22 protein-coding genes are annotated in these 25,996 nt (G+C 65.1%); 9 read left to right on the top strand and 13 right to left on the bottom strand.

Annotated features, from left to right (window positions below):
• Genes VK92_RS25470 through VK92_RS25455 form a run of 4 tightly spaced genes read right to left on the bottom strand, consistent with a single transcriptional unit; the run spans position 1 to position 3,787 of the window.
• Positions 1-777, bottom strand: coding sequence for an SDR family oxidoreductase (locus tag VK92_RS25470; RefSeq protein WP_048024854.1), 777 nt, complete (start codon positions 775-777; stop codon positions 1-3).
• Between the two features lie 59 nt (positions 778-836).
• Positions 837-2,114, bottom strand: a complete 1,278-nt coding sequence (locus VK92_RS25465; RefSeq protein ID WP_048024853.1) for an L-fuconate dehydratase — start codon at positions 2,112-2,114, stop codon at positions 837-839.
• Between the two features lie 23 nt (positions 2,115-2,137).
• Positions 2,138-2,980: an ureidoglycolate lyase gene (locus VK92_RS25460; protein WP_027789693.1), complete on the bottom strand. Its 843-nt coding sequence runs from the start codon at positions 2,978-2,980 to the stop codon at positions 2,138-2,140.
• Between the two features lie 42 nt (positions 2,981-3,022).
• Positions 3,023-3,787 (bottom strand): SDR family oxidoreductase, encoded by a 765-nt coding sequence (locus VK92_RS25455; protein WP_048024851.1) that lies wholly within the window; start codon positions 3,785-3,787, stop codon positions 3,023-3,025.
• 665 nt (positions 3,788-4,452) lie between these two features.
• Here VK92_RS25455 and VK92_RS25450 point away from each other — a divergent pair.
• The 4 genes from VK92_RS25450 to VK92_RS25435 all read left to right on the top strand — a co-directional run bounded on the left by VK92_RS25450 (position 4,453) and on the right by VK92_RS25435 (position 9,059).
• A complete protein-coding gene (locus VK92_RS25450) occupies positions 4,453-4,743 on the top strand; it encodes a DUF3331 domain-containing protein (RefSeq protein WP_021161446.1) in 291 nt (96 codons plus the stop codon).
• Positions 4,744-4,910: 167 nt separating this feature from the next.
• Positions 4,911-5,897 carry an oxidoreductase gene (locus tag VK92_RS25445; RefSeq protein WP_048024883.1) on the top strand — a complete coding sequence of 329 codons (987 nt, stop codon included), beginning with the start codon at positions 4,911-4,913 and terminating at the stop codon, positions 5,895-5,897.
• Between the two features lie 214 nt (positions 5,898-6,111).
• Positions 6,112-6,411 (top strand): DUF4148 domain-containing protein, encoded by a 300-nt coding sequence (locus VK92_RS25440; protein WP_021161448.1) that lies wholly within the window; start codon positions 6,112-6,114, stop codon positions 6,409-6,411.
• Positions 6,412-7,106: 695 nt separating this feature from the next.
• Positions 7,107-9,059, top strand: coding sequence for an acyltransferase family protein (locus VK92_RS25435; RefSeq protein ID WP_082160885.1), 1,953 nt, complete (start codon positions 7,107-7,109; stop codon positions 9,057-9,059).
• A 249-nt stretch (positions 9,060-9,308) separates the two neighbouring features.
• On the opposite strand, the gene VK92_RS25430 is transcribed toward VK92_RS25435, so the two are convergent.
• The gene (locus VK92_RS25430) at positions 9,309-9,662 is read right to left on the bottom strand and encodes a TetR family transcriptional regulator C-terminal domain-containing protein (protein WP_053076293.1); all 354 of its coding nucleotides are present in this window, start codon (positions 9,660-9,662) and stop codon (positions 9,309-9,311) included.
• Positions 9,663-9,871: 209 nt separating this feature from the next.
• Between VK92_RS25430 and VK92_RS25425 the strand changes: the two genes are divergently transcribed.
• The 3 genes from VK92_RS25425 to VK92_RS25415 all read left to right on the top strand — a co-directional run bounded on the left by VK92_RS25425 (position 9,872) and on the right by VK92_RS25415 (position 14,411).
• Complete coding sequence (locus VK92_RS25425; RefSeq protein ID WP_231600659.1) at positions 9,872-11,251, top strand: formylglycine-generating enzyme family protein; 1,380 nt, start codon at positions 9,872-9,874, stop codon at positions 11,249-11,251.
• 187 nt (positions 11,252-11,438) lie between these two features.
• Positions 11,439-12,926 carry a sulfatase family protein gene (locus VK92_RS25420; RefSeq protein ID WP_165589156.1) on the top strand — a complete coding sequence of 496 codons (1,488 nt, stop codon included), beginning with the start codon at positions 11,439-11,441 and terminating at the stop codon, positions 12,924-12,926.
• 423 nt (positions 12,927-13,349) lie between these two features.
• Positions 13,350-14,411 (top strand): porin, encoded by a 1,062-nt coding sequence (locus VK92_RS25415; protein ID WP_048024848.1) that lies wholly within the window; start codon positions 13,350-13,352, stop codon positions 14,409-14,411.
• 291 nt (positions 14,412-14,702) lie between these two features.
• On the opposite strand, the gene VK92_RS25410 is transcribed toward VK92_RS25415, so the two are convergent.
• From VK92_RS25410 to VK92_RS25385, 6 genes are all read right to left on the bottom strand, one after another.
• Entirely contained in the window at positions 14,703-15,896 is a 1,194-nt protein-coding gene (locus VK92_RS25410; RefSeq protein ID WP_048024846.1) for a TauD/TfdA family dioxygenase, read from the bottom strand.
• Positions 15,897-15,918: 22 nt separating this feature from the next.
• Positions 15,919-16,875, bottom strand: a complete 957-nt coding sequence (locus VK92_RS25405) for an alpha/beta hydrolase (protein ID WP_048024844.1) — start codon at positions 16,873-16,875, stop codon at positions 15,919-15,921.
• 33 nt (positions 16,876-16,908) lie between these two features.
• Complete coding sequence (locus tag VK92_RS25400; protein WP_048024843.1) at positions 16,909-17,397, bottom strand: thioesterase family protein; 489 nt, start codon at positions 17,395-17,397, stop codon at positions 16,909-16,911.
• A gap of 37 nt (positions 17,398-17,434) precedes the next feature.
• Complete coding sequence (locus VK92_RS25395) at positions 17,435-18,400, bottom strand: L-carnitine dehydrogenase (protein ID WP_048024841.1); 966 nt, start codon at positions 18,398-18,400, stop codon at positions 17,435-17,437.
• A gap of 88 nt (positions 18,401-18,488) precedes the next feature.
• Complete coding sequence (locus tag VK92_RS25390; RefSeq protein ID WP_021161454.1) at positions 18,489-19,418, bottom strand: 3-keto-5-aminohexanoate cleavage protein; 930 nt, start codon at positions 19,416-19,418, stop codon at positions 18,489-18,491.
• Between the two features lie 79 nt (positions 19,419-19,497).
• Positions 19,498-20,451 (bottom strand): choline ABC transporter substrate-binding protein, encoded by a 954-nt coding sequence (locus tag VK92_RS25385; protein ID WP_021161455.1) that lies wholly within the window; start codon positions 20,449-20,451, stop codon positions 19,498-19,500.
• 611 nt (positions 20,452-21,062) lie between these two features.
• On the opposite strand from VK92_RS25385, the gene VK92_RS25380 reads away from it, so the two are divergent.
• The gene (locus VK92_RS25380; protein ID WP_048024839.1) at positions 21,063-22,646 is read left to right on the top strand and encodes an isocitrate lyase; all 1,584 of its coding nucleotides are present in this window, start codon (positions 21,063-21,065) and stop codon (positions 22,644-22,646) included.
• Positions 22,647-22,732: 86 nt separating this feature from the next.
• Here VK92_RS25380 and VK92_RS25375 read toward each other — a convergent pair whose 3' ends face one another.
• Positions 22,733-23,632, bottom strand: a complete 900-nt coding sequence (locus tag VK92_RS25375; protein ID WP_048024837.1) for a LysR family transcriptional regulator — start codon at positions 23,630-23,632, stop codon at positions 22,733-22,735.
• Between the two features lie 121 nt (positions 23,633-23,753).
• Between VK92_RS25375 and VK92_RS25370 the strand changes: the two genes are divergently transcribed.
• Positions 23,754-24,197 carry a DMT family transporter gene (locus VK92_RS25370; RefSeq protein ID WP_048024836.1) on the top strand — a complete coding sequence of 148 codons (444 nt, stop codon included), beginning with the start codon at positions 23,754-23,756 and terminating at the stop codon, positions 24,195-24,197.
• Between the two features lie 273 nt (positions 24,198-24,470).
• Here VK92_RS25370 and VK92_RS25360 read toward each other — a convergent pair whose 3' ends face one another.
• Positions 24,471-25,976 carry an aldehyde dehydrogenase family protein gene (locus tag VK92_RS25360; protein ID WP_048024833.1) on the bottom strand — a complete coding sequence of 502 codons (1,506 nt, stop codon included), beginning with the start codon at positions 25,974-25,976 and terminating at the stop codon, positions 24,471-24,473.
• Positions 25,977-25,996 lie beyond the last annotated feature (20 nt).

Here is a 25,996-nt window from a genome sequence, read left to right as displayed (position 1 = left end):
TCAGCTGATCGCACGGTCGAGATGCGTATAACCGCCGTCGACGAACAGCCACTGGCCCGTCGTGTGCGATGCGCGTGCCGACAGCAGGAATACGGCCGTATCGGCGATCTCGTCGGCCGTCGTGAAGCGTTTGCCGAGCGGCACCTTGCCCGCGATGCCCGCCAGCTTCGCGTCGGGGTCGTCGAAACCGGCGAGCCAGTTGCGGTAAAGCGGCGTCATCACCTCGGCCGGAATCACCGCGTTCACGCGCACGCCGTCGTCGCGCAACGCGACGGCCCATTCGCGTGTCAGCGCGAGTTGCGCGCCCTTCGACGCGCAATAGCCGCTCGTGTTGCCCTGGCCGGTCACGGCCGTCTTCGACGAGACGTTGACGATCGCGCCGCGCGTCGCCTTCAGGTGCGGCACGCAGTAGTGCGCCATCACGTAGTAGTGGATCAGGTTGCGCTCGAGCGACGCGACGAACGCATCGCGACCGGCATCGAGCCCGACGCCGTCGTTGACGCCCGCGTTGTTGACGAGGCCGTCGAGACGACCGAAGCGCGCGACGGTCTGCGCAACCGCGTCGCGGCACTGTGCGTCGTCCTGCAGCTCGACCGACATGCACGCGGCCTGCGGCTGCGTCTGCACGAGTGCGCGCCAGAACGCATCGTCGGGCGCGTGGCGCGCGAACACCACCGGAATCGCGCCTTCTTCGGCAAGCCGCATCGAGATCGCGGCACCGATGCCCGATGCGCCGCCGGTCACGATCACGACCTTGTGTTGCAGATTCAAATCCACTTCGCGTCTCCGTCGTTCAAGTTGTCGGCGCGCACGACGCGCGTCGTGCGCGCCGTGCCTCAGCCCCGGAACCGGTATCGCTCCAGCGATTCGGGTTTCATCTCGATCGAGAAACCGGGCGCCATCGGCGGCATGTAGGCCGCGCCGCGCACGATGCACGGTTCGACGAAATGCTCGTGCAGGTGATCGACGTACTCCGTCACGCGCCCTTCCTTCGTGCCGGAAATGCACACGTAGTCGATCATCGACAGATGCTGCACGTATTCGCACAACCCGACGCCGCCCGCATGCGGGCAGACGGGCAGCCGGTACTTCGCGGCCATCAGCATCACCGCGAGAATCTCGTTCACGCCGCCGAGCCGGCACGCATCGATCTGCACGACGTCGATCGCACCGCGCGCGATGAACTGCTTGAACAGGACGCGGTTCTGGCACATCTCGCCGGTCGCGACCTGCACGGGCGCGATCGCTTCGCGGATCGTGCGATGCCCTTCGACATCGTCGGGGCTCGTCGGCTCCTCGATGAACCACGGCCGCGCGAACGCCAGCTCGCGCACCCAGTCGATCGCCTCGTCCACTTCCCACACCTGGTTCGCGTCGATCATCAGCTTGCGGTCCGGGCCGATCACTTCGCGCGCGATCGTCACGCGGCGGATATCGTCCTCCAGGTTCGCGCCGACTTTCAGCTTCACGTGGTCGAACCCGGCTTCGACGGCTTCGCGGCACAGCCGCCGCAGCTTGTCGTCGCTGTAGCCGAGCCACCCGGCCGACGTCGTGTAGCACGGGTAACCGTCGCGCTCGAGAATCGCGATCCGTTCGGCCTTGCCCGGCGCCTGCCTGCGCAGCAGGTCGAGCGCTTCGTCCGGCGTCAGGCAGTCCGTCAGGTAGCGGAAGTCGATCGTGCGCACCAGTTCCTCGGGGCTCAGGTCGGCAACGAGCCGCCATAACGGCTTGCGTTCGGCTTTCGCCCACAGATCCCACACCGCGTTGACGACGGCCCCCGTCGCCAGGTGAATCGCCCCCTTGTCGGGGCCGATCCAGCGCAACTGGCTGTCCGACGTGACGTGCCGCCAGAAGCGGCCCATGTCCGCGCGAATCCAGTCGAGGTCGAGGCCGACGACGAGGTGACGCATCGCGTCGATCGCCGCGCAGCAGATCTCGTTGCCGCGCCCGATGGTGAACGTGAGGCCGTGACCTTCGAGCCCGTCGCGGTCGGTTTCGAGCACGACGTACGCGGCCGAATAATCGGGGTCCGGGTTCATCGCATCGGAGCCGTCGAGCTGGCGCGAGGTCGGGAAGCGCACGTCGAGGACGCGCATCGATCGAATGATAGGCATGACGAATCGTCCGCGAAAGGGAATCAGGCCTGCACGGTGCGCTGGCGTTGCTCGCCGAGCCCGTCGATACCGAGCGTGATCACCTGCCCGGCGCGCAGATAGACGGGCGGCTTCTGCCCGAGGCCGACACCCGGCGGCGTGCCGGTCGAGATCACGTCGCCCGGCTGCAGGCTCATGAAGCGGCTCAGGTAGCTGATCAGGTGCGGCACGCGGAACACCATCGTCGCGGTCGTGCCGTTCTGGTAGCGATGGCCGTCGACGTCGAGCCACAGCCGCAGCGCATGCGGATCGGGCACTTCGTCGGCCGTCACGAGCCACGGGCCGAGCGGCCCGAACGTGTCGTTGCCCTTGCCCTTGTCCCACGTGCCGCCGCGTTCGAGCTGGAATTCACGCTCCGACACGTCGTTGACGACGCAGTAGCCCGCCACGTGCGACAGTGCGTCGGCTTCCGCGATATAACGACCGCCCTGGCCGATCACCACGCCGAGCTCGACCTCCCAGTCGGTCTTCTCCGAGCCGCGCGGAATCTCGACGTCGTCGTTCGGCCCCGAGATCGCGCTCGTCCACTTGCCGAACACGACGGGCTCCTTCGGCACTTCCATCCCCGATTCGGCCGCGTGGTCGGAATAGTTGAGCCCGATGCAGATGAACTTGCCGACGCGCCCGACGCACGCACCGAGCCGCGGCGTGCCTTCGACCCGTGGCAGCGACGACGGCGGAATGTCGCGCAGCCGCGCGAGCGAGGCCGGCGCCAGTGCATCGCCGGCGAGATCGTCGATCACGCCCGACAGGTCGCGGATGTGGCCTTGCGCATCGAGCAGGCCCGGTTTTTCATGGTGTTTGTCGCCAAATCTCAGCAGTTTCATGTCGTCTTGAACGGAAATGGAAAGTGAACGGGAAAGGCGCGGTCAGTTCGACCAGCCGCCGTCGATCAAATGAATCGCGCCGGTCGTGAACGACGCTTCGTCGGACGCGAGGTACAGCGCGAGCGCGGCCACTTCGTCCGCGGTGCCGATGCGGCCGATCGGCTGGCGCGCGACGAACGCCTGGCGCACCTCGTCGGCCGGCACGTCGCGCATGCGCGCCTGGTCCGCGATCCGCTGCTCCAGCGACGGCGATTCGATCGTGCCCGGGCAGATCGCGTTGCAGCGGATGCCGCGCTCGACGAAATCGGCGGCCACCGCCTTGGTCAGGCCGATCACGGCCGCCTTGGTCGTGCCGTAGACGAAGCGGTTCGGCACGCCCTTCACGCTGGACGCGGCCGACGCCATGTTGATGATCGACGCGCCGCCCGCTTCGAGCATCGCGGGCAGCAGCGCGCGAATCAGCCGGTACATCGACGTGACGTTCAGGTTCAGCGAGAACGCCCATGCGTCGTCGTCGCAGTCGAGGATCGAGCCGTGGTGGACATAGCCCGCGCAGTTGAACAGCACGTCGAACGCGCGCTCGTTCGCGGCAAGCGCCGCGACGTCCTGCGCATCGGTGACGTCGAGCCGCCGCGTGGCCAGCCGGCTGCCCGCGCGTTCGGCGTCGGCCTCGAGCCGCACGAGCGCGGCTTCGTTGATGTCGGTCGCCAGCACGTCGGCGCCCTCGCTCGCGAACCGCAGCGCGGTCGCGCGGCCGATACCCTGCCCGGCCGCCGTCACCAGCGCGCGTTTGCCCTGCAATCTCATGAGCGACTCTCCCGAAAAAAACCGGCCACCCGTCGGCCGATTGGCACAAAGGACTAAAGGTCCAACCAATAATAGGAGCCGACTTTGCGTTTGTCACGAAATCGGAATTCAGTATTTACCCGGGCGTGGAAATCGGGCGGTCGAGCAAGCGTCCGGCATTCGACGGCCCGCGAGCGCCCGTCCCGGGATCCGCGCACACCCAATACCGGCGGGCCGTCCAGCCGTTTATCCAGACACGCCCGGCGCGGCGCCGCGCCAAACTGGCGAAAAAGTCATGTTCGCGTCAGGGTCTCAACGGGATGCGCGCGCCATCATGACGTACCGGACTGCGCTACCGGTCCATCGCCTCCCCGCCCGCGTTCGATCCCTGCGGGCACCTCCGTCCCCCGGCGATGGGCTCCGTGACTGGGCGAGCAGACACGGCGCGCAGGCCGATTTCCCGCCCCGGACTTCATGTCCGGGGCGTTTTTGTCTTTGGTTTTCCAAGAAAATAAGCGTGGATTGTTTCTAAATCGGCAAAAGGTAATTTGAGCCAGACAGGATGTTTTTTCCGGTCACAGACGCTTACATTTAGCGCACCACTCATGGAAACCGCTACGGATTCGTCATCGGGTAGTGACATCCACTGCCACGGCCGAACCGCACGAGCTTTAGGAAACGGCAAAATGAAGGCCTCCAAATCCCTGCCTGTGCTCGATCCCGCCGACGTCCACGTCGAAATTCTCGAACGCTCCGATACGCTGCTCGTCGTCCGCTGGGTCGAGCCCGGCCGCTGTCACTACGGTGAACAGCGCTGGCGCCGCCGCTTCGCGCAACGCACCGGCACGTGCGCGCTGTCGCGCCAGGTCATCCAGCGCGGCGACGAAGTCTTCCGCCCGGCCGAACGCCCGGCGCCCGCGAACGCGGCCGCGATGATCTCCGCCGCCGAAGTGCTCGCGCTGGCCGGCGGCAGGTAAATCCTGCCGGCCGCGCATCGCGGCATGCGGTGCCACACGATGCGCAAGCCCTAGAAGCGCCGGTCTAATTCCCCTGCTTGCCTGCCACGACCACGCGCACTATCGTTACACCACTCGATGTAACGATTACGTGCCGCGGCCACCCGGTCGCGCCGATGGAGGCAGACATGCATGCATGGAGTGCGCGCCACGTCCCGGCGCAGGGCGGCAAGGTCGCGGTCGTGACCGGTGCCAACAGCGGGCTCGGCTGGCAACTCGCGGAAACGCTGGCCGCGAAAGGCGCGACCGTCGTGATGGGCTGCCGCGACGCGGCCCGCGCCGCGCAGGCCGCCGACGCGATCCGCCGGCTCCATCCCGATGCCCGCGTCGAAGTCGACGCGCTCGACCTCGCCGATCTCGCCTCGATCGCACGCTTCGCGGCCGATGTGGCCGAACGCCATGGCCGCGTCGATATCCTCTGCAACAACGCCGGCGTGATGTTCCTGCCGCTGCGCCATACGCGCGACGGCTTCGAGATGCAGTTCGGCACCAACCACCTCGGCCATTTCGCGCTGACCGGCCATCTGCTGCCCGCGCTGCGCGCCGCGCGCCGGCCGCGGGTCGTGACGATGTCGAGCGGCCTCAACCGCGGCGGGCGAATCCGCGTCGACGACCTGCGCGCCGAGCGCCGCTACAACCGTTATCTCGCCTATTGCGACAGCAAGCTCGCGAACCTCGTGTTCGCGATCGAACTGCAGCGCCGTTTCGAGCGCGCGGCGTTCGCCGGGATCAGCGTGGCCGCGCACCCGGGCTACGCGGCAACCAACCTGCAGTTCGCGGGCCCGGCGATGGACAGCTCGCCCGCGCGTGCGGCGCTGATGCGGGCCGCGAACTGTTATCTCGCGCAGCCGGCCGACCAGGGGGCACTGCCCGCGATTCATGCGGCGACCGCGCCCGATCTCGCGGGCGGCGCGTATATCGGGCCGTCCGGCTGGTTCGAGTCGCGCGGGCTGCCGGCGCCCGCGAGCGTGCCACGCGCGGCCCGCGACGTGGGATCGGCGGCGTTGCTGTGGGAGGCATCGGAAGCCGCGACGGGCGTGCGCTTCCTCAGCTCGGGCGCGCCGGCCGGACGTTCTCCGGGCCGGCCGTTCGACACCGCGGCCGAGGCGCGCTGAAATGCGTGCCGGCCTCCGCAACATTCTTCATACTTGTTGCACCAACCGATAAGAAAGCCCGTTGAAAGCCTGAGGCGACGCGCCACTGTTACTGCCCAGGAAACAATCTATCGTCAAAATCAGCGTTTACCCTGAACCTTCCGATGACTAAGATTTGATCAATCGCTTAAGACATGGTGTCGAGAGCGAACTCAATAAAACACCGGAGGTCATCATGAAATCGCTCGTTTCCGCAGTCGTTGCCGCTGCCGCCCTGTCCGCTTCGTTCGGCGCATTCGCCCAAAGCACCGTGACCCGCGCGCAAGTGAAGAACGAACTGGTTCAGCTCGAACAAGCCGGCTACAAGCCGGGCCTGTCGAGCCCGTACTACCCGAACGACATCCAGAGCGCCGAAGCGCGTGTTCATGGTGCCGACACCAGCGGCTACGGCGCGCAACCGGCTCCGGCCGTCCACTCGGGCGCCCCGGCCGCAACGTCGTCGAACGCTCGCGACTCGATCTTCTTCGGCCAGTAAGCCGATGCGCCCCCGACGGGCGCCGCGCGCAGCGCGATGAAGAAACATCAGGACGAGCCCCATTGCGGGGCTCGTCCTTTTTTATGAAACGCATACCTCCGCCGCCCGGCAGCGGGTGGCTTCGCCCGGGCGCCTCGCGTCCGGGCGCTTTTTCGTTTGCGAAGCCCCGCAGCGAGCACGATCGCCGAAGCAAGGCCGGGGCGAATCCGGGTCACCCTGCGCCCGGCCGCAACCGAAGACTGTTCAACGACGTATCCCGCGTCTCAATTGCCCCGTCTCGTCAACCGAGAATGTCGCTTCACCGGCCGACGGACCGGCACGCACGGCACCTGACAGCCATCCAATCGAAGTGTCGAGTTTCGTCTGCGCACCCGAATTACTCGGGACACACGGCTGGAGCCGATAAAAAAACTGGCGCTGCTGCCCGTCGAGCCCTCTCGAAAGCCAACGCACAACGTACGGCAATTTTCCGTTCAAGTTTTCAGCGTCGCTGCCGATAGGTAGTGAGTCATTTCCGCGGCCGAGGTCGACCGTGAGATCGCGTTCAGTCAAATGATCGTCGACTTCGCGGGGCAAAACCGCAGGACTTGGATACGACGGGGTGCCTCGCCGCAGAGCGAGCGAATTTCGACAATTCAATACCAGTCCGACTTCCCCGTGCCAGGGCAGATCGGATCAGAACAACAACGACCAATATGGATTTGTTACGGGGTGGCGTCGGCAGCGAACCGACGCCAGGGACGCTTTACGCGTCCAAAAGTCATTCGTTTCCGCGGAACAGCACAGCCGACTATCGGCGCGACATCGACGGGCTTCGCGCGGTTTCCGTTCTCGCCGTTCTCCTGTTCCACGCATTTCCCGCGCTGTTACCGGGCGGCTTCGTCGGCGTTGACGTGTTCTTCGTGATATCGGGCTACGTCATCACGAAACACGCGTTGCGCGAACTCGATGCCGGCACATTCAGTTTTTCCGGTTTCTACGCGCGAAGGATTCGGCGGATCTTCCCTGCACTGCTGCTCGTTTTCCTCGGGCTGTACGCATTCGGCTGGCAGACCATGCTGCCGGAAGAGTTCAAGCAACTCGGCAAGCACATCGCCGGCGGCGCCGCCTCCGTCGCGAATCTGGTCTTTTGGCACGAGGCGGGTTATTTCGACGTTTCCGCGGAACAAAAGCCGCTCCTTCACCTGTGGTCGCTCGGCGTCGAGGAGCAGTTCTATCTCGTATGGCCCGTGCTGCTGGTCGGCGCGTGGCGCCTGAGAAGTTCGCCCTTCTGGCCGATTGCGATCGTGGGCCTCGGCTCGTTCCTGATGAGCGTGCTCACGCTGTCGCACGATCCGGTCGGCGCATTCTATTCGCCACTGACGCGTGCGTGGGAGCCGATGCTCGGGGCATTCCTCGCGGTCAGGCACCACACTGCCGGCGAGCGGCTGCCATCGATCGCCTCGGCCAACGTGAAGGCGGGTATCGGCATCGCGTTGTTGGCCGCGTCCGTCGCCCTCATCGACCCATCCCTGCCATTTCCGGGTGGGCTGGCGCTGGGCCCGACCGTTGCAGCGTATCTGTTGATCGACGCCGGTTCCCGCTCGCCGCTCGCGCAGCGCGCACTAGGCGGCCGGCCGCTGGTGACGATCGGTCTCATCAGCTATCCGCTCTACCTGTTTCACTGGCCATTGTTGTCGGCGCTCCGGATCATGAGTAGCGGCACCACGCCGGCGTTGTCGCGTGCCCTCGCATTGCTGGCCTGTTTTCCGCTGGCGTTTCTGACGTATCGGTATATCGAGACGCCGATCAGAAAATCGCGTTATCCGAGACTGATTGTCTCGACGCTGATCGTCCTGATGGCGGGGTGCGCCTTTGCGGGCTACAACGATTATTCGCGAGGCGGCCTGGAATTCCGCATGTCGAGGTTGGTTGGCGCCTTTGCCGATGGTGTTGATTTTGACCGGGACCGGATCTGGCGCCGAGGGCAATGCTATCTCGAGGGTGACGATCGAGGATTCAGCCCGGCTTGCGTGGATGGCGGGTCAGGGCCGGTCGTCATGCTTTGGGGCGACTCGCGTGCCGCGGCGCTGTCTCCGGGGCTCCGCAGTGCGAGCGCCGAGCGGGGCATTCGATTTGCGCAATTGAGTACGTCGGGTTGTCCGCCGCTGATCGATGGTGGCAGTGAAAGATGCCGGGATTCGAACGCGCGCGTACTTGAACTCGTGCATACGGTAAAGCCGGCGACAGTGCTGCTGACGGCGAACTGGAGCTCTGACCGGCTGCAGGCGCTGCCAGGTACGATCGGCGCTTTACGGGCCGCCGGCGTCAAGCGGATCGTGCTGATTGGCCAGGTCGCCACCTGGCAAAGCGCTCTGCCCAAGTTGTACTGGCTTTACTGGCGTGAACATCATCAGACGTTACCCTCGCGGACAGACTTCGGGCTCGATCCGGCATCGAAGCGCTACGATCGGGAAGGCGCGGCGATGGCATCGCAACTCGGAATCGAGTATGTCTCGGCTTACGATGCGATGTGCGATGCCCGAGGATGCATTACGCGCGCCGGCATCGGGCGGGGCAGCATCGTCATGTTTGATGACTCGCACTTGACGCCGCAGGGCGCCGTCGCAGTGTCCGATCACATCGCGTCAACCTTGTTCGGGAAATAGGCATCGCCGCGCAAGTTTCGCCGAAACTCGAGACGGAGCGCCAACATTCGATTTCAAGCACAAGGAATCCGGTCGTTCCATCGGCTGAATGACCGGACCGCCTGAATCGATCACGATAAACGATCCTTCGTTCGGCAAGCGTTGCATACGAACCGTTGGGGCCCCGGTCATTTGCTCACCGATCGGTATGTCGTGTTTCAACAAAAGATGAAGGCGACGACGGCCTCGTAATGTGCGTCGATCGCCTTTTCATCGAGCGCGTCGATGCCGTGCGCGTAGCGCATTTCGGCCGGCCGTCAGCAGGTAAGGCACCTGCGTGATCGCGGTGATCATGGACAGCAACTGCACCGGATCGATCGACGCGAGCCCCTGGGTCGCTTTGCTGACGTAGCGGATCAACGGGACCGAGCGGTCGTGGCGCGCCCGCACGAACGTTTCCGCCATCCATTCCAGCCGGTCGGAATCCCGATTCGCTTCCTGCATCATCAGGCGCGCGTGCTCGGGGTGGGCCGCGCAATAGCGGACGTAGTTGCGGATGTACCGCTTGACGACGTCCATCGAAAACGCACCCGACGCCGGATCCGGCAGCGCGACGCCGTCCATGAATCGGTCGAATCTGCGTGCCCCCGTCCGGGAAAACCCCGCACCGGTTTTCAGCGGCGATCGCTTGACAGGATGGGGCATCCCCAAAAATAATTATCCACTTGGATAGTTATTGAATGACTGCGGTTTTGCGAGGCCGATCGACGAATCCCCCCACGTTGGAGACAAACAGCGATCCGGATGCGTACACCCGGGAAACCGAAGCCCGCATGACCGACCAGAACAACGGCAAGAACGAATACATCTGTCGAAGTTCGGTTTCGCGTGAACCAGTCACGCGGGCAATTGACCGGGAACAGGAGACATTTGGAATGACCGTCGAGACGAAAAACAGCGGCGACCACAAACGCCGCGCTACACACCGGGGGACGAGGCTGAACCCTGCCGTCACAAGCAGCAGGCCGCGCAGTCGCGTGCCGGCTCCGCTGCGCCTCGCCCGCTGGGCCGTCGTACTCGTCGCCGTGCCCGCCGCGATCGGTGCGGCGTTTGTCTGGACGATTGAGTCGCCGCACGCTGCGCGCGTGTCGCCCACTCCGCGAATCGTCGTCGGAGACGGCGTGCACGGTCCGATCGACATGGCGTGGATTCCCGCCGGCGAATTCCTGATGGGCAGCGATCAAAAGTTTGCACAGCCTAACGAACGTCCTGCGCACACGGTGGGCGTACGCGCCTTCTGGATGGACCGGCACGACGTCACCAATGCCGAGTTCCGGCGGTTCGTGACGGCGACTGGCTATGTGACGACTGCGGAAAGGAAGCCGGATTGGGCAACCTTGAAAGTCCAGCTTCCGCCGGATACACCTCGGCCCCCGGAGAGCAGCCTCGTGCCGGGCGGGCTCGTCTTCGTCGGCACCAGGGAACAGGTGCCGCTGGACGATTACTCGCGCTGGTGGCGTTTCGTGCCGGGTGCCGACTGGCGTCATCCGACCGGCCCGGAGAGTTCGATCGAGGGCAAGGATGCATACCCCGTCGTTCAGGTTTCCTACGCAGATGCGCAAGCCTACGCCCACTGGGCAGGCAAGCGATTGCCGACCGAGGCCGAATGGGAGTTTGCGGCGCGCGGTGGTCTGACGCAGGCGGATTACGCCTGGGGCAATGAATTCAAGCCGGGCGGCAAACAGATGGCCAATACCTGGCAAGGGCAACAGTCCCAAGCCTTTCCCGTGGTGAGCAAGCCGCACGGCGGCGCTCCCGGGCCAAGCGCAGTCGGCACTTTCCCGGCGAACGGGTACGGCCTTTACGACATGGCCGGTAACGTGTGGCAGTGGGTCTCGGACTGGTATCGAGCGGACCAGTTCGCACGCGTCGCTCGCGTGGACCAGAAAGAGGTCGATCCGCAGGGGCCGGCCGCCAGCTGGGATCCATCCGAGCCAGGCGTTCCGGAGAACGCCCCCAAGCGGGTCATTCGCGGGGGCTCCTTTTTGTGCAGCGAAACATACTGCATCAGCTATCGCCCAAGTGCCCGGCGCGGGACGGATCCCTATACGAGCATGTCTCACATCGGTTTCCGGCTGGTGATGGATCAGGCAACGTGGCAGGCGTCGCAGAAACAGCAATCGACGCTCGCAATGGCTCACACGCAGCAATGAGGGGCGCCCGGCATCGATACAGGCGGCGTCGCCCACACGTCGAAAATGACGCCCGAACTGGCGATGGTGGATTCGCGCTCGTACCGCAGGTCGGGAAAAGTAGTCGGCGGCGGCAGGTTTGGCGCGCCCCCTTTGCGAGCTTCGCTATTGAAGAATGACCAAGACAGGTATCGAAGGAGACAAGGTCGTGAAGCTGAAGATTTTCATTTTTCGCATGATGCGGTATTGCGTGATGCCGAGCATCGCGCTGGCATTGTTGTTCAACGCTTCGCTGTCGTTCGCTCAGGTTGTGCCGCCGCCCGCTGCAAGAACCGTGCTGCCGGTCCAGAAGCGTCCCAACGTGCTGGTGATCGTCGTGGACGATCTGGCGTGGCCCGACGTGTCAACGTATGGACGCAAAACCGTGCCGACGCCAAATATCGATCGGATAGCGAATCGCGGCGTGGCATTCACCAGCGGCTACGTCGCGGCATCGGTATGCTCGTTGTCGCGGGCCGGACTGATTACCGGTCGCATGCCGCAACGATTCGGCCTGCAGTACAACATCGACGACGATGCAAACCCGGACCAGGGCGTCCCGGTCACCGAGACATTTCTTGCGGCGCGCCTGAAGGAGCGCGGCTACCGGACCGCCGCCATCGGCAAATGGCATCTGGGCTCTGCACCGCAGTATTACCCCACGAAGCGCGGTTTCGACGAGTTCTACGGATTTCTGGGCGGCGAGACCATGTATGCCGATCTTGACACGCCGGGCATCGTGACCACGCGAACGAAACGCGGAAAATCCTATAAGCGCGGAACTGCCGGGGAAACCGTCACCGGGCCCGACGCGACGCCGGTAGATAATCACACACGCTATCTGACCGAGGATTTCACGGACAAAGCCGTCGAATACATCGACCGGAACGCGAACGACAATCAGCCATTTTTCCTCTATCTCGCGTATAACGCACCGCATTGGCCGCTTCAGGTCGAGCAGCGTTACTACGACCGGTTTGCGAATATCGACGATCCGGTCCGACGGACACTCGTCGCGATGATCTCGGAGTTGGACGACGGTATCGGGCGTGTACTCGACGCGCTCGACAATAAAGGCATACGCAACGATACGATGATCGTGTTCGTATCGGATAACGGCTGCCCGTTCCAGTTCGGGGCGTGCGACTGCTCGCATCCCTGGGGAGCAGGGAAATTCACCTATGTCGAGGGCGGCGTCCGCGTGCCGTTCCTGTTTTCCTGGCCTAACGGATTACATGCGAAGGGGCTGAACGATACGCCCGTATCCACGCTCGACATCGTTCCGACCGTGCTGAAGGCCACATCTCCGAACATACCGCTGCCGATGGCGCTCGACGGGCAAGACATGATTGCGGCACTTGACCGCCAGCCAGAGGACCCGTCGCGCACGCTGGTATGGGGACAGGCGCCCGTCTACGCTGCACGCGAAGGTCGTTGGAAGTTATGGCAGGACGTCGATCGGCACGAAACCGAACTCTATGATCTCGAGACCGATGCCGGCGAGCTCCACGATGTTTCGGCCGAGCATCCCGACATAACCTCACGACTTGCCGCGCAAATCGACGTGTGGCGCAATCAGTTGCCGCCGGCAATGTGGTCGCGCAGGTTTGCTCGCCAGTATCCGGTCTGCACCAAGAAAACGACTTGGGTCTACTAGACGCACCCATTTCCCGAACAATTCTGGAATTCGAATAAATATCCGGAAACGTCACAAGCAATGCATTATTTCTCGCTTGATGCAGGTTAAGCCGCGAGGCCGAATTATCCAATCGGATAATTCGGCCGAGGCGAGATTGCTTGAGCGGGTACGCCAATGGATGGTGCGAGACCGAGGACGTTCTTGTAGTCGGTAACGGAGAACGTGTTCCGCGGAGATCTGTCACGGCCAGATCCGTATCGGCGGTAGCCGGTCTTTATCGCGCCGCATCGTGCTGCAAAAAAAATCTTCATGATTCTCCGACGGCATGACACTTCCGCGCTGTCGACGTGCGGTTGGCGTAGCGTGCCGCGGGTATCTGCGACAGATGAGGTTGGATAATCCGATAAAAGTAGGCCTACTAAATATAATGGAGGGGAAAATATGAGAAATATCCTGTTGGCTTCCCTGTTGGCGGCGACGGCGGGAAGTGTCAATGCGCAATCGAGCGTGACTCTGTTCGGTATCGTCGGTGGCGGCGTTCGATGGACCGACGGTGTGAAAGGCGGTCACCAGATAGGCTTCGATAACAATATCGTTTCCGGCAACAGCTTCGGCATGTTGGGAACGGAGGATCTGGGGGGAGGACTGCGTGCGGTCTTCAAGCTCCAGAGCGGTTTCAGTACAGGCACCGGGAATCTCGTGAAGGCGTCGGGAACCCTGTTTTCACAGAATGCCTATGTCGGGCTCGAGGGACGTTTCGGTCGCGTCACGATGGGGCGTCAGCTCAACGCGGCTGAGGATATCGCGGTGTCCCTCGATCCCAACGGAGCCAACGGTGGATCGCTCACGATCGTGCCGGGTATCCTTTGGGGCGGCAATTTCTTCACGCTCGATGCCCGCTTCAATAACACCATCAAATATGTCGGCAAAGGCGGCGGATTTACGTTTCGGGTCAGCACATCGCCCGGCGGAGTCGCGGGCAACGTGCGGGCCGGGTCGAATGTCGCGATCGGAGCGAGTTATCAGTATCAGACGCTGCTCATCTCCGGCGCGTACGAAAAATCCTTTAATGCGGATGCATCTCAATGGGCTCAGACCGCGTTGGGCGGCATCATGTGGCAACTCGGTCGGGCGCGCGTGTATCTTAGCTACAGCGCGCTTTCGGTGACAGGAAGCACGCCCAGCAAGCCGAAACGGCGCGACGAGATTCCTGCAGCAGGACTCACCTATCAGATCTCGCCCACCCTGCAATTCACGGGGGCGACGTATTGGGACATTGCCAGCAATCTGAGCAATGTACCGAAAGCGAACGGACGCAAGCTGACCTCCTACGCGATGCTCGAGTATTTCCTGTCGAAGCGCACCGAGCTGTATGTCGAATTCGACCGGAACGGATTCTCTGGCGCCTACAAAAAAGATCCAACCAATGTTGCCGCACTCAATCTCCGTCCGGATGGACGAGCGGTCACCGGGGTATCGGTCGGCATGAGTACCTCGTTCTAGTCGCGGCGGACCGTTGGGCTTGCAATGCGAGAGACCCTGACATAGCACGATGTGCCCGCACGACCCGCGCGGCCGAAATCGAACGAGAACGTGCTATCGACATCGACTGCGAGCGCTCGTCTTCGCTCAGCCCCCATTCCGCCTTCGGTCGTCCCATTGGCATGCTGACACCTCCCGTTCCGTTAACGTCAACATGCCACGCGAACATGGATCGGCTAACAACGGAACAGGACACTAGCAGCTCACACACCCTCCCGGACCGCGCCGATACAACCTGACGACTCCGTTGTCTCAACAACGAGTCAGGGCAGGCGCCGAACGCGACAACACCCGCCACCGCGACAGCAATTCGTCACGATCGACGTAGCAGCCCTGCAGATGCCGGCGGCCGGTCGACGGATCGAACTCGGTGCGCGCATGCAGCACGCGCCGGTTGTCGAACGCCCACATGTCGCCCGCCCGCAGCCGGCGCTGCACGCGAAAGCGCGGCTCGCGCGCAAGCGCGAGAAACCGCCGGTACGCGCGATAGACGGCCGCGACCGAGCCGGCCGGCGCATCGAGCGGCCCGCGCAGAAAGTTCGCGACCCGCACCTCGGTCACGTTGCCGCGCGCATCGAGCCCGATTACCGGTGCCGAGCAGCGGTAATCGCTGTTCGCACTCTTGTTCCAGAACTCGAACGGCGTCGACGCGAGTTGTTCGAAATCGGCCGGGTGCTCGCGCCGCAGTGCATCCGCAAGCGCGAAGCCGTCGAGGAACACGCTGTCGCCGCCGGTCGCATCGTTCGCGAGGCAATGCAGGAACTGCACGCCCGGCTGCAACTCGCGGGTCGGCAGATCGGTATGCGGCGGCAGGTTCAGCGACGTATACGCGTTGCTGTCCGGGCGCGGCTTCGATTCGACGTCGAACAGCACGCCGAAATTGCTCTCGCGAATCAGGCCGATACGGCGCGCGATCTCGTCGACGCGCCCGCGCTCGGCCGGCACGCCTTCGACGAGCGTCAGCCCCGTGCGCTGCAACGCGGCGAGCCATGCGAGCAATGCGCCGTCGTCCTCCATCACGTCGCGCCACGCGAACACGCCGATGGCCGTCGCATCGTCGCCGGCCCACACGTGCCGCCCGTGCGCGGCCTGGCGCTCGGCGCGCGACGCATCGTCGTACGCATGCGCGCGCAACCATCCCGGCGACCACGCACTGCGATGTCCGTCGTTCCACTCCACATGCAGCGCGCCGTCGGCTTCGATGTGCACCGCGCGCGCGGCGAGATCCTCGCGCGCGTCGGCGATCTCGAATACCTGTTCACGCGTGACGGCATGCACGCATTCGGAGCACGCGCAGTTGTCGCGCAGCCAGTCGAAATGAAACGGCGATCGTCGTGTGTCGCTCCACTCGACGTCCACCGCTGAGTCGCCAATCGCGACCGCCGCAATGGTCGCGTCGACCGAAAACGTCCGCCAGTCCTCGATACGGTGTTGCGCTGCCTGCATCGTTGCCTCCCGGAAACGCCCGCTACGCGTGTGGTGCGAGCAGAAACCCGCCGACCGTCCGGTGCATCCGCGCCGCCTGCGGGCTCGTTCCGAGCGCGCGCCAGCAGCCGTGCACCAGCCCCTCTCCCATCCAGTAATGCGCGATACCGCCGGCCGCGCGAATCCGTTCAACGTACACGCGCGCGTCGTCGCGCAGCGGATCGTGTTCCGCGCCGATCGCGAGCACGGGCGGCAGGCCGTCGAAACGCGCCGCCGCGAGCGGCACCGACGCGCGCAACAGCGGGTTGCCGTGTCCGAGCGCATCGGACAGGCCGCCTTCCCAGTACAGCGCGCGATAGCGGTGAACGTCGTCGAGCGTCAGCATCGGCGCGTGCGCTTCCGTTTCGCGTGCGGGCGATTGCGGTTCGAAGCCGAGCATCGGATAGACGAGCGCAACGCCGTCGACGCTGCGTTCGCCCGCATCGCGCAGCGCGGTGGCCACGGCCGCCGCGAGCATCCCGCCCGCACTGTCGCCCGCGAGCGTGAACGGATGCGCGCACGGCCCGAACGGCCAGCACCCGTCGCGCGCGGCGCGCGTGACATCCAGGCAATCTTCAAGCGCGGCCGGCGCGCGATGTTCGGGCGCCAGCCGGTAGTCGACCGCGATCACGTCGAGTCCCGTATCGGCCGCCAGTTGCGCGGTGATCAGCGCGTGACTGTCGAGCGAGCCGACAACGAAGCCGCCGCCATGAAAGAACAGCACCGTGCCGCGCGGCGTGCCGTGTGCGCATGTGTAGCGCCGCAGCGCGATCGTGCGGCCGTCGGGCGCTTGCCAGACGGCGTCCTGCTGCACGATGCCGGCCGGCAGCGCGGCCGGGGTCCATTCGGCCGCGAAGCGGTCGTACAGGCGGCGCTGCTCGGCGGGCGAGCGCACCGCCGCGTCGGCCGGATACCACGCGTCGACGGCTGCAACGAACGTCCCGATTTCCGGTTCGAGCATCGTGTGCGCTCCGCGGTTGAAGGTTCGCGCCGGCTATCGGCGCGGCGGCAGCCCGATCACGCGGCCCGCATAAGCGGGTGCCGCGCAATCGCGCTGCAACGCATGCAGCTCGGCCACACGCGCAGCCACGTCGTCGTCGAACGGCGCCGATTTCGCGCCATCGCGCGTATCGACGTGCAGCAGCATCTGCTCGCTCGCCGATACCGCGTCGTCATGCCCGTCCGCGAACAGCTCGAGATACAGGTGCAGCCGCTTCGCGTCATGCGCCAGCACACGCGCATCGACACGCACCTGCGTGCCCTCCTTGATCTCGTGCAGGTAGTTCACGTGCGCTTCGAGCGTGTAGACCGAGCGGCCCCGCTCGCGACGCGCGGCGTCGTCGAGGCCGATGCGATCCAGCAGCGCATCGGTCGCGAAGCTGAAGATCAGCAGGTAGAACGCATCGCGCAGGTGGCCGTTGTAGTCGACCCATTCGGGCCGCACCACGTCGCGGTATATCGTCAGCGGGGTATCGCCGGTCATCGCCTTCAGTCCTTTAGTGCTTTAGTGCTTTAGTCCCTTAGTCCTCGAATCGCATCCCGTGCCGCGCCTTCACCGCGGCGATCGACTTCAGCACCTCGGTGATGCACTCGTCGCGATAGCGCTCGAGTTCCTTGATGCTGCGCGTGCCCTGCTGTTCGGTCGTGCCTTCGACGACGCTGTCGATCAGCTCATCGGTGAGCGTGGGCGCGACCAGCTTCGTCCACGGCAGTTCGAGCGCGGGGCCGAATTGCTGCATGAAGTGTCGCATGCCCGCGTCGCCGCCGGCGAGCGTGTAGGTCAGGAAGGTGCCCATGAACGACCAGCGGATGCCCGCGCCGAAGCGGATCGCGTCGTCGATCTCGCCGGTCGTCGCGACGCCCTCGTTGACGAGGTGCAGCGCCTCGCGCCACAACGCCTCGAGCAGCCGGTCCGCGATGAAGCCCGGCACTTCCTTGCGCACGTGCAGCGGCCGCATGCCGAGCTTGCGATAGATCTCCATCGCACCTTCGACCGCTTCCGGCGACGTGCGCGCGCCGCCGAGCACCTCGACGAGCGGCAGCAGGTAGACGGGATTGAACGGGTGGCCGACCACGCAGCGCTCCGGATGCGTCGCCCGCGCGTAGAAATCCGTCGGCAGCAGGCCCGACGTCGACGACGCGATGATCGCGTCGGGTCTCGCCGCGCGGCTGATCTGCTCGTGCAGTTCGAGCTTCAGCGCCTCGCGCTCGGGCGCGCTTTCCTGGATGAAATCGGCATCGGCGACGCACGCCTCGATCGTCGATACGAAACGCAGCCGCGCGGGATCGGCGCCCGGCGCGAGGCCGACGCGTTCGAGCGCGGGCCACGCGTTCGCGACGTTCGCGCGCAGCCGCTCCTCCGCGCCCGGCGCGGGGTCCCAGACGACCACGTCGAGACCGTGCGCGAGCGCGCGGGAAATCCATCCGCTGCCGATCACGCCGGTGCCGATGGCGGCGAACGTCTTGATGTCGGTCTTCACAGCCATGTCAACGCATCCTTCAAATCAGGGGAAATCGGTGGGCGGCCGCGCCTGTGCGGGCCGCCGCGTCATGTCGGTCAGTCGGCGCAACGGCTCACGCGAACTCGGCGACCGCCCGGCGTTCGAGCGGACGCTCGCCCCGTGCGGGCAAGCCGAGCTTGCGGCGGCCTTCGGCCGGCGTCAGCACCCGGGCGCCGAGCCGTTCGACGATCTCTCGCGCGCGCTCGACGAGCGTGCCGTTGGTCGCATGCACACCGCGATCGAGCCAGATGTTGTCTTCGAGGCCGACGCGCACGTGGCCGCCGAGCAGCATCGCCTGCGCGACCATCGGCATCTGCATGCGGCCGATCCCGAAGCCCGCCCAGTGCGCACCCGGCGGCAGGTTGTCGACCATCGCCTTCATCGTGCCCGTATCGGCCGGCGCGCCCCAGGGAATGCCGAGGCACAGCTGGAACAGCGGCGGATCGTCGAGCAGCCCTTCCTTCAGCAACTGCTTCGCGAACCACAGATGGCCCGTGTCGAAGATTTCCAGCTCCGGCTTCACGCCGAGTTCCTGGATGCGCTTCGCGCCGGCGCGCAATTGCGCGGGTGTCGACACGTAGATGTAGTCGCCGTCGCCGAAATTCAGCGTGCCGCAGTCGAGCGTGCAGATTTCGGGCAGCAGCTCCTCGACATGCGCGAGGCGCGTGAGGCCGCCGACCAGGTCGGTGCCCTTGCCGAAACGCATCGGGTCCTCGCCCGGGCCGATCTCGAGATCGCCACCCATGCCGGCCGTCAGGTTGATGATCACGTCGACGTCGGCCGAGCGGATACGGTCGACCACTTCGCGGTACAGGTTCGGGTCGCGGCTGCCGCGCCCCGTCTGCGGATCGCGCACGTGGCAGTGCGCAACGGTCGCGCCGGCCTTCGCGGCCTCGATCGCGGCGGCCGCGATCTCCTTCGGCGTGACCGGAATCGCCGGATGCTTGCCGACCGTATCGCCCGCGCCGGTGACGGCGCAAGTGATGATGACTTCATGGTTCATGCTGGTTGCCTCGCTTGACTCGGGTTGTGTCGCATTGCGGGTGTTTCGTCAGGGCGCGCCGCGGGCGGCGCGCGGGCCGTCACAGGCCGAGATACGCCTTCACGGCCGGCAGCCCGTCCTTGCCGTCGAACGTCTTGACGCCCGCGAGCCACGGATCGAGCACCTGCGGGTTCTTCTTCAGGTACGCCTTCGCGGCGTCGGCCGGCTTCGTCTTGTTCATCACCGACTGCATCAGCTGGTTCTCGAGCTGCGTCGAGAAGCGCAGGTTCGTGACGAGCTTGCCCGCGTTCGGGCAGCGCGCGATGAAGTCGGGCGCCGTCAGCGTGTACACGCGCGCTTCGCCGTAGTTCGGGCCGAACGACGCGTCGCCGCCGGACAGGTAGTTCATGCTCAGCTGGATGTTCATCGGATGCGGTTCCCAGCCGAGGAACACGACCCACTTCTTCTCGCGGATCGCGCGCTCGACCGTCACCAGCATCCCGGCCTCGCTCGATTCGACGAGCTTGAAGCCGCCGAGCCCGTACTGGTTCGTGTCGATCATCTTCTGGATCGTCGCGTTCGCGCTGCTGCCCGGCTCGATCCCGTAGATCTTGCCGTCGAGTTCAGCACGGTGCTTCGCGATGTCCTCGAAGGTCTTCAGGCCGGCCTGGTATTCGTAGCTCGGCACCGCGAGCGTCGCCTTCGCGCCGGACAGGTTCGGCGGCTCGACGACGTTGATCGACTTGCTGTCAAGGAACGGCTGGAGCTGCTTCTGCTGCACGGGCCACCAGTAGCCGAGCGACACGTCGAGCTGCTTGCTCTTCAGGCCGGCGAACGAGATCGGCACCGACGCGATCGTCGTGGTCGGCTTGTAGCCGAGCGCCTCGAACACGGTCGACGCGAGCGCCGTGGTCGACGTGATGTCGGTCCAGCCGATATCCGCGAAACGCACGGTGCGGCAGGTCGCGGCCTCCGTTTCGGCCCATGCCGCATGCGTGAACGCGCCGGTCGCCAGCACGGCCGCGGCGAGCGCGGCAATCTTCGTCGACTTCATGGTTCGGTTCCTCCCTGTTGGACTCGTGGCAGCCGGTGCGCGGGGTGTGCGCCGACCTGCATCGTGGGAGTAAAAGTAACGAGCCATATTGGTCGCGAGAAGACCGGCGGCGACCTGTTCTTGACTGTTTGCGACTATGAGTGGAAACCACTAGGTTTCTTGGGAGGCTTGTTGGACGGGGTTCTTGCGCGTATTGCGGGGGAATTCAGTTTGTCCACGTGCGGCGCGATGCCTGGGGTTCCGCCGGGACGAAACGGAGCGCCGGTGCGGCTTCCGACCCGGCACGCACACGCCGCACCGACGAACGGGTGTCATGGACGCATGTGAAGCTGGCCCGGCCTCCAGCAGCCGAAAGCGCGTTTCGTATTGCGGAATCCGCGCCGATTTCCCGCGCCGCCGCGTTTTCGCCGCTTGAAAACTTGTTTTGCATCGCAAAAACAGCAACGTAACCCGTTGAAAAACAACAAAAAATAATGTCTTATGTCTTATATAAGACATCACCAAAAGCTCAACGGGCGGCGTTACTATTTATCCCATGCAGTTCGCTGCGACAGACGTGGCGGGCACGCTCAACCAGTTACTCAAACGCGCTTTGCTCCCAGGAGATTGACATGGCCCAGTATCAAGACGACATCAAGGCAGTTGCCGGTTTGAAGGAAAACCACGGCAGCGCGTGGAATGCGATCAGCCCCGAGTACGCCGCCCGCATGCGTGCCCAGAACAAGTTCAAGACGGGCCTGGACATCGCCAAGTACACCGCGAAGATCATGCGTGCCGACATGGCCGCCTACGACGCCGATCCGTCCAAGTACACGCAGTCGCTGGGTTGCTGGCACGGTTTCATCGGCCAGCAGAAGATGATCTCCATCAAGAAGCACTTCAACAGCACCGAACGCCGCTACCTGTACCTGTCCGGCTGGATGGTCGCCGCGCTGCGCTCCGAGTTCGGCCCGCTGCCGGACCAGTCGATGCACGAAAAGACCTCGGTCAGCGCGCTGATTCGCGAGCTCTACACGTTCCTGCGCCAGGCCGACGCCCGTGAACTGGGCGGCCTGTTCCGCGAACTCGATGCCGCCAAGGACGCTGCCACGAAGGCCGCGATCCAGGACAAGATCGACAACCACGTCACGCACGTCGTGCCGATCATCGCCGACATCGACGCCGGTTTCGGCAACGCGGAAGCCACGTACCTGCTGGCCAAGCAGTTCATCGAAGCGGGCGCATGCTGTATCCAGATCGAAAACCAGGTGTCCGACGAGAAGCAGTGCGGCCACCAGGACGGCAAGGTCACCGTGCCGCACGAGGACTTCCTGGCCAAGATCCGCGCGATCCGCTACGCGTTCCTGGAACTGGGCGTGGACGACGGCATCATCGTGGCCCGTACCGACTCGCTGGGCGCCGGCCTGACCAAGCAGATCGCCGTGACCAACACGCCGGGCGACCTGGGCGACCAGTACAACGCGTTCCTCGACTGCGAAGAACTGTCGGCCGACCAGCTGGGCAACGGTGACGTGGTCATCAAGCGCGACGGCAAGCTGCTGCGTCCGAAGCGCCTGCCGAGCAACCTGTTCCAGTTCCGCGCCGGCACGGGCGAAGCGCGTTGCGTGCTCGACTGCATCACGTCGCTGCAGAACGGCGCCGACCTGCTGTGGATCGAAACCGAAAAACCGCATATCGCGCAGATCGGCGGCATGGTCAGCGAGATCCGCAAGGTCATCCCGAACGCGAAGCTGGTGTACAACAACAGCCCGTCGTTCAACTGGACGCTGAACTTCCGTCAGCAGGCGTATGACGCGATGAAGGCAGCAGGCAAGGACGTGTCGGCATACGACCGTGCGCAACTGATGAGCGTGGAGTACGACGAGACGGAACTGGCCACGCTGGCCGACGAGAAGATCCGCACGTTCCAGGCGGACGCATCGCGCGAAGCAGGTATCTTCCACCACCTGATCACGCTGCCGACGTACCACACCGCCGCGCTGTCGACCGACAACCTGGCCAAGGAATACTTCGGCGACCAGGGCATGCTGGGCTACGTGGCCGGCGTGCAGCGCAAGGAAATCCGTCAGGGCATCGCCTGCGTGAAGCACCAGAACATGTCCGGCTCGGACATCGGCGACGACCACAAGGAATACTTCAGCGGCGAAGCAGCGCTGAAGGCGGCAGGCAAGGACAACACGATGAACCAGTTCTGATCGTCGCCATACCTGAAGCACGACGCCAGCCCGTTTCGACGGGTTGGCGTTTTTTTTATCCGGCGGGATGACGCACGGGGTGCCCTTCAGGCATCGTGCCGCGTGCTTCCCGCCGCGATCACGCGCACGAACGCGTCCGCCAGCGCCGTCGGCTCGACCGGCAGCACCAGCGCGCACGCCGATTTTGCGTCGTCATCCGAGATCGGCACGAAAACGACCCTGTTGATACCGAGGCTCGCCATCCGCTCCGGCACGATCGCCACGCCCTGCCCGGCCGCGACGAGATTCAGCATCGACGTCTTCGGCGACACGATCCGGGCCGTCGCCGGCACGAATCCCCGTTTCAGGCAAAGGTCGATCACGACGCGCGCCAGCCCGCCCCGCTCCCGATGCACGGCCGATACGAACGGCTCGTGCCGCAGCCGCGAGATCGCGGTGCGCCGGCGGCCCGCCAGCGGGTGGTCGGCCGGCACCGCCACGCACAAGCGCTCGGCCGCGAGCTCGACGAAACGCACGCGCGGATCACGGCGCAGCACCGGCACACGGACGATCCCGAGATCGGCGTTGCCGTTCGCGATCTCCAGCACCTGATCCTCGGACGACGCGCGGTCGAGATCGATCCGCGCACCCGGGCATGCGCCCATGAAACGCTCGAGCACGGGCATCAGGCTGCCGACGGGAACGGTACTCGAATGCAGGAGCCGCAATACACCGGCTTCACCGCGCGACAACCGTGCGCCCTCCTCGGCCGCGGCAGCCAGCGTCGCCGGAATCGACGCGACGCGATCGCGATAGATCGCGCCGGCCGGCGTGAGCCGCACGCCCCTCGGCTCCCGGTCGAACAGCGGGAACCCCAGTTCGTCTTCCAGTTGACCGATCTGCCGGCTCAGCGCCGACTGCGCGACGTGGAGCGCGCTCGCGGCCGGCGTGAAGCCGCCGAGATCGGCCACGGTCAGGAAGTACTGAATTTGTCTCAGGGAAGGCATGCCGAAACGAGATGGACAAGCGCCAGATTTGATATTTGCGTTATACCGTCGCGCTTCCCAGAATGGAAGCCTGCCGTGCCGGAACCGCCGTCGCGGCCACATCGCCGGAGCTGCCCTCTTCGTGACTACTCTCCTGTCGTATCTGCTGGCCGTCGCCGCCGGCATCAGCGTGGCGTTGCAGCAGGTGCTCAACGCCAACCTCCGCGCGCAGCTCGGCTCGCCGTGGTGGGCCGGGTCGGTCAGCTACCTCGTCGGCCTGGCCGCGATGCTCGCCGTCGCGCTCCTGTCCCCGCACGCTCGCCTGAGCGGTACCGTCGCCGAGGCGGGATCGTGGTTCAGCTGGACCGGCGGATTCTTCGGCGCGGTGTTCGTCGGCATCGCGATCCTGATGGTGCCGCGACTGGGCGCCGCGACGACGCTCGCGCTGATCGTCGTCGGGCAGATGACCGGCGCGCTCGTGTTCGATCATTTCGGTGTACTCGGCATCCAGCAGCATTCGGCCAGCCCGATCCGCCTGGCCGGTGCGGCGTGCCTCATTCTCGGCGTGGTGCTGGTTCGTGCGTGACGCGTTCGTGGCGTTCGTTGCGTTCGTTCGTGCGATCGGATGTCGTGCTTCGTCGTGCTCCCGTCGTGCTCCGACCCGGCCGGCTGGCCTTGCGCACCGCCCGGTGCCGCATCGCGCGGATGCTTCAGGTCGAGCGCGCCCGCGCCGAACGGGATCGGCGCGCGGCTGCAGTCCGCCGCCGGCGCCCGGCCGCGTTGCCGCGATCCGGATGTGCCCGCCAACGGCATGCGTGCGCGGCCGACGTGACGGCGACGCACGCACCCGTCGTTACGCTCATGCGTAGTTCATCATCACCGACTTGCTTTCCGTGTACTGGTCGATCACCGCGCGACCGAGTTCGCGGCCGAAACCCGACTGCTTCATCCCGCCGAACGGCATCGCGTTGTCGAGCAGCGAGTGGCAGTTGACCCACACCGTGCCCGCGGCGATGCGCGGGATCAGCTTGTGAATCGCGGAAAGGTCGTTCGACCAGATGCTCGCGCCGAGGCCGTACGGCGTGTCGTTGGCGAGCTGCACGGCCGTGTCGACGTCGTCGAACGGCATCGCGACGAGCACCGGCCCGAAGATCTCCTCGCGCACGACGCGCATCGCCTGCGTCGTATCGACCAGCACGGTCGGCTCGACGAAGAAGCCCGGGCCGTCGATCGCGCGGCCGCCCGCCGCGGCGCGTGCGCCCTCGCCGAATCCCGAATCGATATAGCCGCACACGCGCTCGCGCTGCTTCGCCGAGACGAGCGGGCCGATCTGCGTCGACGGATCCATCCCCGGGCCGATCTTCAGGCTCGCGGCGATCTTCGCGACGCGCCCGATCACGTCGTCGAACACCTTCGCGTGGATGTACGCGCGCGACCCGGCCGTGCACACCTGCCCCTGGTTGAAGAAGATCGCGTTCGCCACACCGAGCGCGGCCTTGTCCGGATCGACGTCGGGCAGCACGATCACCGGCGACTTGCCGCCGAGTTCCAGCGACATCCGCGTCATGTTGTCGAGCGCCGCGTGGCCGATCGTCTTGCCCGTCTGCGTCGAGCCCGTGAACGCGATCTTGTCGATGCGCGGATCGCGCGACAGCGCGGCGCCGGCCGTATGACCGTAGCCGGTGACGATATTGACGACGCCGTCCGGGAAACCGGCCGCCTGGATCAGCTCGCCGAGGCGCAACGCACTCAGCGGCGTATCTTCCGCGGGTTTCAACACCACGGTGCAACCCGTGGCCAGCGCGGGCGCGAGCTTCCACGCCGCCATCAGCAACGGGAAATTCCACGGAATGATCGCGCCGACCACACCGACCGGCTCCTTGCGCGTGTAGGTGAAGATCTCGCTGTCGGGCATGTACGGCATGCCCGCGTCGATCACGCTGCCTTCGATCTTCGTCGCCCAGCCGGCCATGTAGCGGAAGCACTGCGCGGCCATCGCGACATCGAGCCCCTGCGCCACCATCACGGGCTTGCCGTTGTCGAGCGACTCGATCTCGGCCAGCTCGCGCGCATTCGCTTCGATCAGGTCGGCGAGCGCCAGCAGCAGACGCTCGCGGTCGGTGGTCTTCGCGGTGCGCCACGGCCCCGCATCGAATGCGCGCCGCGCGGCCGCGACGGCCTGTTGCACGTCGTGCTCGTCCGCCTCGGGCACGCGCGCGAGCACTGTGCCGTCGGCCGGATTCACGACGTCGAGCCGGCGGCCCGACGCAGCGTCGGTCCACTCGGCGCCGATCAACATCTTCTTCGGCTTCGCGAGAAACGCGCGTGTGGCGTCGAGCAGCGGAAAGTTCTGGTTCGTCTCCATCTTCGTTCTTCCTCGATTTC

It is taken from the genome of Burkholderia sp. LK4, assembly GCF_001043615.1.
In the GTDB taxonomy this organism is placed as follows: Bacteria; Pseudomonadota; Gammaproteobacteria; order Burkholderiales; family Burkholderiaceae; genus Burkholderia; species Burkholderia cepacia.
Note: the sequence above shows the minus strand (reverse complement) of the source record. Positions and strands in the feature narration are given on the sequence as shown.

What these genes read in the sequence shown, in the direction of transcription:
- VK92_RS25465 (WP_048024853.1), bottom strand. Translation starts at nt 2,114, where the DNA reads ATGCCTATCATTCGATCGATGCGCGTCCTCGACGTGCGCTTCCCGACC.
- VK92_RS25460 (WP_027789693.1), bottom strand. Translation starts at nt 2,980, where the DNA reads ATGAAACTGCTGAGATTTGGCGACAAACACCATGAAAAACCGGGCCTG.
- VK92_RS25455 (WP_048024851.1), bottom strand. Translation starts at nt 3,787, where the DNA reads ATGAGATTGCAGGGCAAACGCGCGCTGGTGACGGCGGCCGGGCAGGGT.
- VK92_RS25450 (WP_021161446.1), top strand. Translation starts at nt 4,453, where the DNA reads ATGAAGGCCTCCAAATCCCTGCCTGTGCTCGATCCCGCCGACGTCCAC.
- VK92_RS25445 (WP_048024883.1), top strand. Translation starts at nt 4,911, where the DNA reads ATGCATGCATGGAGTGCGCGCCACGTCCCGGCGCAGGGCGGCAAGGTC.
- VK92_RS25440 (WP_021161448.1), top strand. Translation starts at nt 6,112, where the DNA reads ATGAAATCGCTCGTTTCCGCAGTCGTTGCCGCTGCCGCCCTGTCCGCT.
- VK92_RS25435 (WP_082160885.1), top strand. Translation starts at nt 7,107, where the DNA reads ATGGATTTGTTACGGGGTGGCGTCGGCAGCGAACCGACGCCAGGGACG.
- VK92_RS25430 (WP_053076293.1), bottom strand. Translation starts at nt 9,662, where the DNA reads ATGGACGGCGTCGCGCTGCCGGATCCGGCGTCGGGTGCGTTTTCGATG.
- VK92_RS25425 (WP_231600659.1), top strand. Translation starts at nt 9,872, where the DNA reads ATGACCGACCAGAACAACGGCAAGAACGAATACATCTGTCGAAGTTCG.
- VK92_RS25415 (WP_048024848.1), top strand. Translation starts at nt 13,350, where the DNA reads ATGAGAAATATCCTGTTGGCTTCCCTGTTGGCGGCGACGGCGGGAAGT.
- VK92_RS25410 (WP_048024846.1), bottom strand. Translation starts at nt 15,896, where the DNA reads ATGCAGGCAGCGCAACACCGTATCGAGGACTGGCGGACGTTTTCGGTC.
- VK92_RS25405 (WP_048024844.1), bottom strand. Translation starts at nt 16,875, where the DNA reads ATGCTCGAACCGGAAATCGGGACGTTCGTTGCAGCCGTCGACGCGTGG.
- VK92_RS25400 (WP_048024843.1), bottom strand. Translation starts at nt 17,397, where the DNA reads ATGACCGGCGATACCCCGCTGACGATATACCGCGACGTGGTGCGGCCC.
- VK92_RS25395 (WP_048024841.1), bottom strand. Translation starts at nt 18,400, where the DNA reads ATGGCTGTGAAGACCGACATCAAGACGTTCGCCGCCATCGGCACCGGC.
- VK92_RS25390 (WP_021161454.1), bottom strand. Translation starts at nt 19,418, where the DNA reads ATGAACCATGAAGTCATCATCACTTGCGCCGTCACCGGCGCGGGCGAT.
- VK92_RS25385 (WP_021161455.1), bottom strand. Translation starts at nt 20,451, where the DNA reads ATGAAGTCGACGAAGATTGCCGCGCTCGCCGCGGCCGTGCTGGCGACC.
- VK92_RS25380 (WP_048024839.1), top strand. Translation starts at nt 21,063, where the DNA reads ATGGCCCAGTATCAAGACGACATCAAGGCAGTTGCCGGTTTGAAGGAA.
- VK92_RS25375 (WP_048024837.1), bottom strand. Translation starts at nt 23,632, where the DNA reads ATGCCTTCCCTGAGACAAATTCAGTACTTCCTGACCGTGGCCGATCTC.
- VK92_RS25360 (WP_048024833.1), bottom strand. Translation starts at nt 25,976, where the DNA reads ATGGAGACGAACCAGAACTTTCCGCTGCTCGACGCCACACGCGCGTTT.